The following is a 7,574-nucleotide window of genomic DNA, read 5'->3' as shown; positions in this document are numbered from 1 at the left end:
GGGCGCGTCGGCGGCAGGAGGAATGCTGCCTTGCTGGATGGCCTTGCCCAGGGGCGTCTGGCCGTACACGTTGAGCTGGTAGCAGTCGGCCCCGTCAAGGTTGACGGACTGGGCCACGGCGATGTCTTCAAGCCAGCAGTTCATGGTCTGTCGGGGAAAGCCATAAATAAGGTCAACAATAACAGCCGCCTGATTGTAGCTCATGAGAAGCTCAAGGCCGCGTATCATGTCTTCCCGTGTGCCAAGGCGGCCCATGGAGCGGCGGATTTCCGTATTGAAGCTCTGCACGCCCAGCGAAAAGCGGTTGGCTCCACCGGCAAGGCAGGCTTCCATCTTGCGGGCGTCAAAGTTGGCAAGGCGGCCTTCAATGGTGATTTCGCAGTCGTTTGCCAGAGGCAGATTTTCGCGGGCGGCTTTGAGGATACGCTCCAGGTCGGCAGCTTCAAGGGCGGTGGGAGTGCCGCCGCCCAGGTACAGGGCATGCACGGGCGTGCTTTGCACGGCAACGCAGTCACGCCACTGGGCCAGCTCGGCCAGCAGGGCGTCCGTGTAGACGCGGCTGTCGTCTTCGCCATAGTGCTTGTTGTAGAACCCGCAGTACAGGCAATGGGTCTGGCAAAAGGGTACGTGAATGTACGCCACGGTTTTGCCCTGCAGGGGCGTTTCAAGAAGTGTTTCAAGGGCTGGCCGCATTTCTTCTTCAGCAAGGGGCTGATTGCCCAGACCGGGGTGAATGGCGATCTTGCCGTCAAAGGCATGAGAAAGGGGCGATACACCCTCACGGGCAAAAAACTTGTCCGGGTTGGGCCGGATAAAGGAATCCGGGTCGGAGAGGCTATGGCAAACAGCCTGATCAGGGGACAATGCTTGAGTGTCGGACTGCATGTTTCTTCCTTTATTGGCCCGTGTGGTCGGCCATAGTTAGTCTTGTCTAATTTGTTTAGTCGAGTTTACAAAAATGAAATCCAAAGTCAATTCCCTTTTGAAAAATAAATGATATTTTTTAAAATTTTCAATAATAACACTATATTATAATTTTATTCTTTTGCTATGTTTTGGTGCCGAGCAGTTAAATGTTGAAAAAATGAAAAAGTTCCAGCACTGCGCACGAAAGTGCAGCGCGCCACAACACGGCGTGTATTCAGCCGAGAACCATATTTTTCGGCTGAATGAAAACTTTGAAATATGAAACAATTCAAAGTTAATCTGCTCTGATGTGCGTGGCTCACCCCGGGGATTGGCAGCTTTCCGCCTGCCTTGAGATGAAGCCGTGCTGCACAGGTGCGATTATCAGACGTTTTTTGTGCAGGTACGGACGGAACGCATAGGAAAAGGGAGGCGCTTTCGCAGATGGTAGGGCCATAAAAAAGGGGTTCTCTCTCGAAAGCAGGAGTCCTGCTTTCGGAAGAGAACCCTGTCTGTACGGGTTCAGCCGTGGTGCTGGCGTGTCAGAAAGCGGTAGTGGACGCTATTTCTTCGTGCACGCAATCTGGCGGCCGGCCAGTCTTTTTTTCAGATTTTCCGCCACAACTTCCGGGTCTGTGGGCTTGCGGGCGATGCCGCTTTCCATGGCGGCTTTGGCCGTGGCCGCGGCCACCCGGGGGGCCACTTCGCTGTTAAGCGTGGAGGGAATGATATAGCCGGGGCTGAGCTCTTCGGGCTTGACCAGTTCGGCAATGGCGTAGGCCGCCGCAATTTTCATGGCATCGTTGATGTCCGTGGCGGCAACATCAAGCGCGCCGCGGAAAATACCGGGGAAGGCCAGAACGTTGTTGATCTGGTTGGGGCAGTCGGAGCGGCCCGTGGCTACAACCTTGGCTCCGGCGTCCAGGGCGCGCTGGATGGGCCATATTTCTGGGATGGGGTTGGCCTGGGCAAAGACTATGGGGTCTTTGGCCATGCTGCGGATCATGTCTTCATTAAGCGTGTCCGGAGCGGACACGCCGATAAAGACATCGGCACCCTTGATGGCCTCGGCCAGGCCGCCCTTGATCTTCTGCGGGTTGGTGCGGCGGGCGATGTCTTCCTTGTAGGCGTTCATTCCTTCGCTGCGTCCTTCCCATATGGCCCCGCGCGAGTCGCACATGATGACGTTTTTCAGGCCAAGGGCCATGAGCAGCTTGATGATGGCAATACCGGCGGCACCTGCGCCGCTGGTGACCACGGTGATGTCGTCAAGTTTTTTGTCCACCAGTTTGAGCGCGTTGAGAAGTCCGGCCAGGGTGACCACGGCGGTCCCGTGCTGGTCGTCATGAAAGATGGGGCCTTTGAAGACGCCGTTTTTTTTCAGGCTGTCTTCAATGACAAAGCATTCCGGAGCCTTGATGTCCTCAAGGTTGACGCCGCCGAAGGTGGGACCCATCAGCTCCACCAGTTCGATGATTTTGGCCGTGTCTTTGGTGTTGACACAGATGGGAAAGGCATCCACATCGCCAAAGGTTTTGAACAGCAGGGACTTGCCTTCCATCACAGGCATGGCGGCTGCGGGGCCGATGTCGCCCAGGCCCAGAACGGCAGTGCCGTTGGAGACCACACAGACAAAGTTGGAGTGGTTGGTATAGACGTCGAGGGTTTCAGGCTGGCGGTAGATTTCCATGCAAGGTTCGGCCACGCCGGGCGAGTAGGCCAGGGTGAGGTCGTCGGTATCGCGCACGGGCGCTTTCACGCGCACCTCGATCTTGCCCTGATACTCTTTATGCATGGCGAGGGCTTCATCCCGCAGATTCTTGATACGAGACATTGTACACTCCTTGACTGATGTGGTGCGCTTCCGGGCGGCGCGTTCCGCACGGCGCGGGGGGCTGCACCCATGACCGGCATGGGCAGGCGGAAGCGAACAGCCTGTCGGGCTGTTGGGTACATGGTGTTTTTCGCACCGCATGCCGGCTTCGGCACAGATGCGGGCTTATGACATATGGATTTATGGCGCATCCGGCGAACAGACCACACGGATGCGCCGAAAATCCAAGCTGTTACCACTTGAAACTCTCGCTTGCGGCAGGCAAGGACCTGCCCGCTGGCCTTTCACGGCAGGGATTTTCATAAAAATCCCTGCAAGAGCAGTCAGCGTATTTCAACTGTAAACTGCTCTAGTCTTTCATGTGAACCTTGCCGTCTCTTGCCCAATAGCGCAAGCCACTGTGTTTTTTGAGTATTTCAAAAGTGTCGTCCAGGGCGGCGGCATCCTGGGCGCGAAAGCGTATTTTTACCTGGCGCATGCCATTGTCAGCGGCAGCCGAGAGCACGGAAATGACGCTCATGCCGTGCGTTTTCAGTGTATCCAGAATCTCGCGGATGGTTCCGGGCTGGTTGGGCAGAACAAAGCCCGCTTCATCGCCGCCCTGTTCCGCGCCGCTCATGTTGAGCAGGGCGTGGAAAATGTCCCACCCCGTGATGATGCCGACCAGCTTGTCTTCATCGTCAATGACCGGCAGACAAGCCACGTGCCTGTCAAACATGGTTTTGGCGGCCTGTTCCACAGTATTGTTATAATGGATGGTAACAGGGGCGACCACCATGACATCCTTGACCTTTGTTTCGGCCAGAATGTCCAGGGCTTCAAGGATTTCAAAGCCGGTGGCGTGCTGCGGGGCAAAAGCCTTGAGGTCCGCAGAGGCGATAAGGCCCACCACGATGTTGTCCCGGTCCACTACCGGCAGGTAGTTGATGCGGTTATCTTTAAGAAGTTTTCTGCATTGCAGCAGGGAGGTGTCAGGCACGACAGTGATTACGTGGGGCTTCATCCAGTCTAATATAAGCATGGCATCCTTCCTTTTGGCGGATGAGGCTTTTTCCGCCGGGCAAAGAATTCAGGACGTATGCGGTACAGGCCCGGAGCAGCGGGCTTCGGGCCTGTACCCTGTGCTGGCGGTTTAGCTTTTGGCGCAGCCGCAACCGCAGCCTTGCAGTTTTTTGCGCAGAGATTCAGGCAGGATGCCCCTCACCGATTCCATACTGACCATGCGGCGCATGATGCCGAGCTGGTCTTGCAGGGGCAGTTGCTTGGGGCATACGCTGTCACAGGCCAGCAGCCCCATGCAGCCGAACACGCCGTTGTCATCGCCGATAAGTTCATAATAATCCGCAGGGGTGCGGTTGTCACGCGGGTCGATATAGAAGCGCGCCATGCGGTTGATGGCAGTGGCCCCAATAAAATCTTCCCGCATGCGGGCTGTGCCGCAGGCGGCAACGCAGCAGCCGCACTCAATGCACCTGTCCAGTTCAAAGATCTCCGTTGCCAGGCTGTTGCTCATGCGCTCTTCCTGGGCGTTGGGATCAAACTCTTTATTGGTGTGTATCCACGATTCGATTTTTTTGCCCACATGGCGAAACCATGTGCCCGTGTCCACGGAAAGGTCGCCCAGCAGTTTGAAAACCGGCAGGGGATGCAGGGTGATGTGGTCGGGCAGGTCGCTGGTTTGCGTGTGGCAGGCCAGGCCAGGCCGCCCGTTGATGACCATGCCGCAGGAACCGCAGATGCCCGCCCGGCAGCAAAAGTCAAATTGCAGGGAAGCGTCGTGCTTTTCGCGTATGAGGTTCAGCGCGATAAAGAGCGTCATGCTGGGGTGCTCTTCAAGCTGGAAGGTCTGCATATGCGGGAATGAGCGAGGGTCCAGCGGATTATAACGGAATATTTCAAATGTAAGATTACGTCCCATGGTACCCTCCCTTAGCCTTTCTGATCGTAGGGAACGATCTGGTCTTCCATAATGTCGCCGGGAATGATCTTGCCGCCGCCGTAACCCCGGTCACCGGGAGGCAGAATATAGAACGGCGTAGCCGGTTCATACTTGAGTGTGGGCAGGCTGTCGCCTTCCTTCCAGTAGGCCAGGGTGCGGTTGAGCCAATCCTTGTCATTGCGTTCGGGGTAGTCTTCACGGGCGTGAGCGCCACGGCTTTCTGTACGCATCAGCGCGCCGTAGGCCGTACACAGGGCCAGCTTGAGCATGCCCGGAACCCGCAGGGCCATTGAAAGCTCGGCATTGGGGCCGGGGATGTCGCCGCTTGCCAGGCGCATGTTGCCGCAGCGTTCCAGCAGGTCCTGCAGCTTGCTCACGCCAGCCTCAAGGTCTTTGCCGTTACGGAAAATGCCCACATGCTCCATCATGACATCCTGCATTTCATTGCGCAGGGTGTAACAGTCATCGCCTGTGCCGCGCAGCAGGGCGGCTATGCGGTCTTTTACCTTTGTGGCGGCCGCGTTCATCTCGGCCGTGGAGAATATGGTTTCATAGCCCTTGAGGAATTCCACCAGCTTCTTGCCCACAATGCGCCCGGAGACAATGGTTTCGGCCAGGGAGTTGCCGCCCAGGCGGTTGAAGCCGTGCATATCCCAACAGGCGGCCTCTCCGGCGGAGAACAGGCCCTCAAGGCCGTAGGCGTGTCCGTCTTTATTGATGCGTACGCCGCCCATGCTGTAATGGTGGGTGGGGCGCACGGGAATGAGCTGGTGAATGGGGTTCACACCAAGGAAGTGCGTGGAGATGTCATATACCTCACGCAGGTTGGTGGTGATATGCTTTTCGCCCAGGTGGCGGATGTCCAGCCAGAGGTGGTCGCCGTACGGGCTTTTTACGCCAAGGCCCTTGCGCATGTGCTCGGTCATGCGGCGCGCGACCACGTCGCGCGAGGCCAGTTCCGCTTTTTCCGGCTCATAGTCGGGCATGAAGCGGTATTCGTTGACGTCCAGCAGGGTCCCGCCGTCGCCGCGGCAGCCTTCGGTGACCAGAATGTCCGTGGGCACTGTACCCGTGGGGTGAAACTGCACGGCTTCCATATTGCCCAGAGGAACAACGCCTGTTTCCAGCGCGGCGATCTGGCCGCCGCCGTCACAGATGATGGCATTGGTGGTGGCCCGGTAAATGCGGCCGTAACCACCTGTGGCAATAAGGGTTGCCTTGGCGAAGTAGCCCACAAGCTCGCCGGTGCGCAGGTCGCGGGCCACGCAGCCCATACAGCGCTGGCCGTCATGCACAAGCACCTCGGCCTGGGTACGGTCGTGTACCTCCACGCCAAGCTGCAGCAGGCGGTTGTCCAGGGTGAACAGCACGGCGTGGCCTGTGCCGTCCGAGGTGTAACAGGTACGCCACTTGGCAGTGCCGCCGAAGGCACGCGAGTGGATCAGCCCTTCATTTTCCGTTTTTTCCGTGGCCTGAAAAGGTTTGCCGCCCTTATAATAGGTATGCTCACCCGGAACAACGCGGCTCCAGGGTACGCCCATCCAGGCCATTTCACGCATGGCTATGGGGCCGGTTTCGGCAAAAAGACGCGCCACTTCCTGGTCACAGCCCCAGTCGGAGCCTTTAACCGTGTCGTTGAAATGGATTTCCGGGCAGTCGCCTTCGCCCATGATGGAGTTGCCAAGGGCCGCCTGCATGCCGCCCATTGCCGCGGAAGAGTGCGAGCGTTTGGGAGGCACAACGGAAAGACAGATAACCCTGAAGCCGGCCTGAGCCGCCTCAACCGCCACACGTTCCCCGGCCAGACCTGCGCCGATGCACAAGACGTCACATTCAAAAATACGCATACGGCACCCCCTATCCCAGGAACCAGACGCGGGTCAGAGCCAGCGTTCCAAGCAAAAGATAACAGCCCATAACAATCCATACCCACTTGCGCCATGCAGGCTTCGTGCTCTTGGTGCAGACGCCGTACTTCACGGCCAGGCGGTACACGCCGATGCCCGTATGAAGGATGACGCAGGGCAGAAAGAGCACATAAAAGGCCAGCCAGCCGCTATGCAGGCGCTTGGCGCTGCCCGCCACAGTGATGGGCAGGTCTGTCATGACGGTATACACGTGGTAAAAAGCGCCCAGAAGAATGACAATGGCCGTAAATACCTGCACAAGCCACAGCCAGGTGTCAAAATCTTTCAGGCTTTTGCTGTGGCGTACAAAGATGCCGAGTTCATTGGCGCGGAAGGGCATCTTTCTTGCCGCGATGTAAAAATGAAATACTATCAGCAAGATGATAAGAGGTGCGGCGATCTGGGCCAGCCATGTGGCTTCCAGAAACCACGCTATGCCGTTTGTCAGCGCCGGGCTGAACACGACAGTTCCTTCCAGCGTCAGATGCACGCATACGAACAGGGCCAACACCACGCCGGAGGCTGCCTGCCAGAAATCCAGGCGGGTTTTTGCCTCCCCAGGGGTTCTGCTTAAAGCCATGACAACTCCTTCTACAAGTATTCTGTACCTGGGCCATTATGAAAAACAGCTATGCCTTCAGATGCGTTTGTACGGAGCCTGCCCCGTTTCGTAAAAATTGCCGCCGTCGCTGTCTATGACCACAATGGCCGGAAAATCCTCCACTTCCATGGCGGCGACAGCTTCCGGCCCCAGATCTTCGTAGGCCAGCACCGTATATTTCCTGATGGCCCGGGCAATAAGCGCCCCGGCCCCGCCCACGGCCGCAAGATAGGGTACGCCGTGTTTTTTCATGGCCTCTACCACTTCCGGCTTGCGGTATCCTTTGCCGATCATGCCTTTAAGGCCCTGATCCAGCAGACGCGGGGTATAGGCGTCCATGCGCCCAGAGGTGGTGGGACCGGCGGCGCCTATGGGCTGGCCGGGCCG

At 57.6% G+C, this 7,574-nt stretch carries 7 protein-coding genes; all 7 read right to left on the bottom strand.

Going from position 1 to position 7,574, the window contains the following annotated elements; translation table 11 throughout:
• On the bottom strand, window positions 1-885 hold an 885-nt coding region (locus tag V6C07_RS12320), incomplete at its 3' end, for a radical SAM protein (RefSeq protein WP_333536775.1).
• A gap of 583 nt (window positions 886-1,468) precedes the next feature.
• Window positions 1,469-2,740, bottom strand: coding sequence for an NAD(P)-dependent malic enzyme (locus V6C07_RS12315; protein WP_333536774.1), 1,272 nt, complete (start codon window positions 2,738-2,740; stop codon window positions 1,469-1,471).
• Window positions 2,741-3,089: 349 nt separating this feature from the next.
• Entirely contained in the window at window positions 3,090-3,761 is a 672-nt protein-coding gene (locus tag V6C07_RS12310) for a CBS and ACT domain-containing protein (protein WP_333536773.1), read from the bottom strand.
• A gap of 111 nt (window positions 3,762-3,872) precedes the next feature.
• On the bottom strand, window positions 3,873-4,658 hold the full coding sequence (locus V6C07_RS12305; protein ID WP_333536772.1) for a fumarate reductase iron-sulfur subunit: 786 nt from the start codon (window positions 4,656-4,658) through the stop codon (window positions 3,873-3,875).
• An 11-nt stretch (window positions 4,659-4,669) separates the two neighbouring features.
• A complete protein-coding gene (locus V6C07_RS12300; protein WP_333536771.1) occupies window positions 4,670-6,526 on the bottom strand; it encodes a fumarate reductase flavoprotein subunit in 1,857 nt (618 codons plus the stop codon).
• A gap of 10 nt (window positions 6,527-6,536) precedes the next feature.
• On the bottom strand, window positions 6,537-7,166 hold the full coding sequence (locus V6C07_RS12295; protein ID WP_333536770.1) for a succinate dehydrogenase/fumarate reductase transmembrane subunit: 630 nt from the start codon (window positions 7,164-7,166) through the stop codon (window positions 6,537-6,539).
• A gap of 57 nt (window positions 7,167-7,223) precedes the next feature.
• Window positions 7,224-7,574 (bottom strand): fumarate hydratase C-terminal domain-containing protein (locus V6C07_RS12290; protein ID WP_333536769.1); only part of this gene is annotated, 351 nt, incomplete at its 5' end.

Origin of the sequence: Desulfovibrio sp. 1214_IL3152 (assembly GCF_036763055.1) — a bacterium.
Lineage (GTDB): Bacteria > Desulfobacterota > Desulfovibrionia > Desulfovibrionales > Desulfovibrionaceae > Desulfovibrio.
The sequence above is the reverse complement of the archived record's forward strand: the minus strand, read 5'-3'. Positions and strand labels throughout refer to the sequence as shown.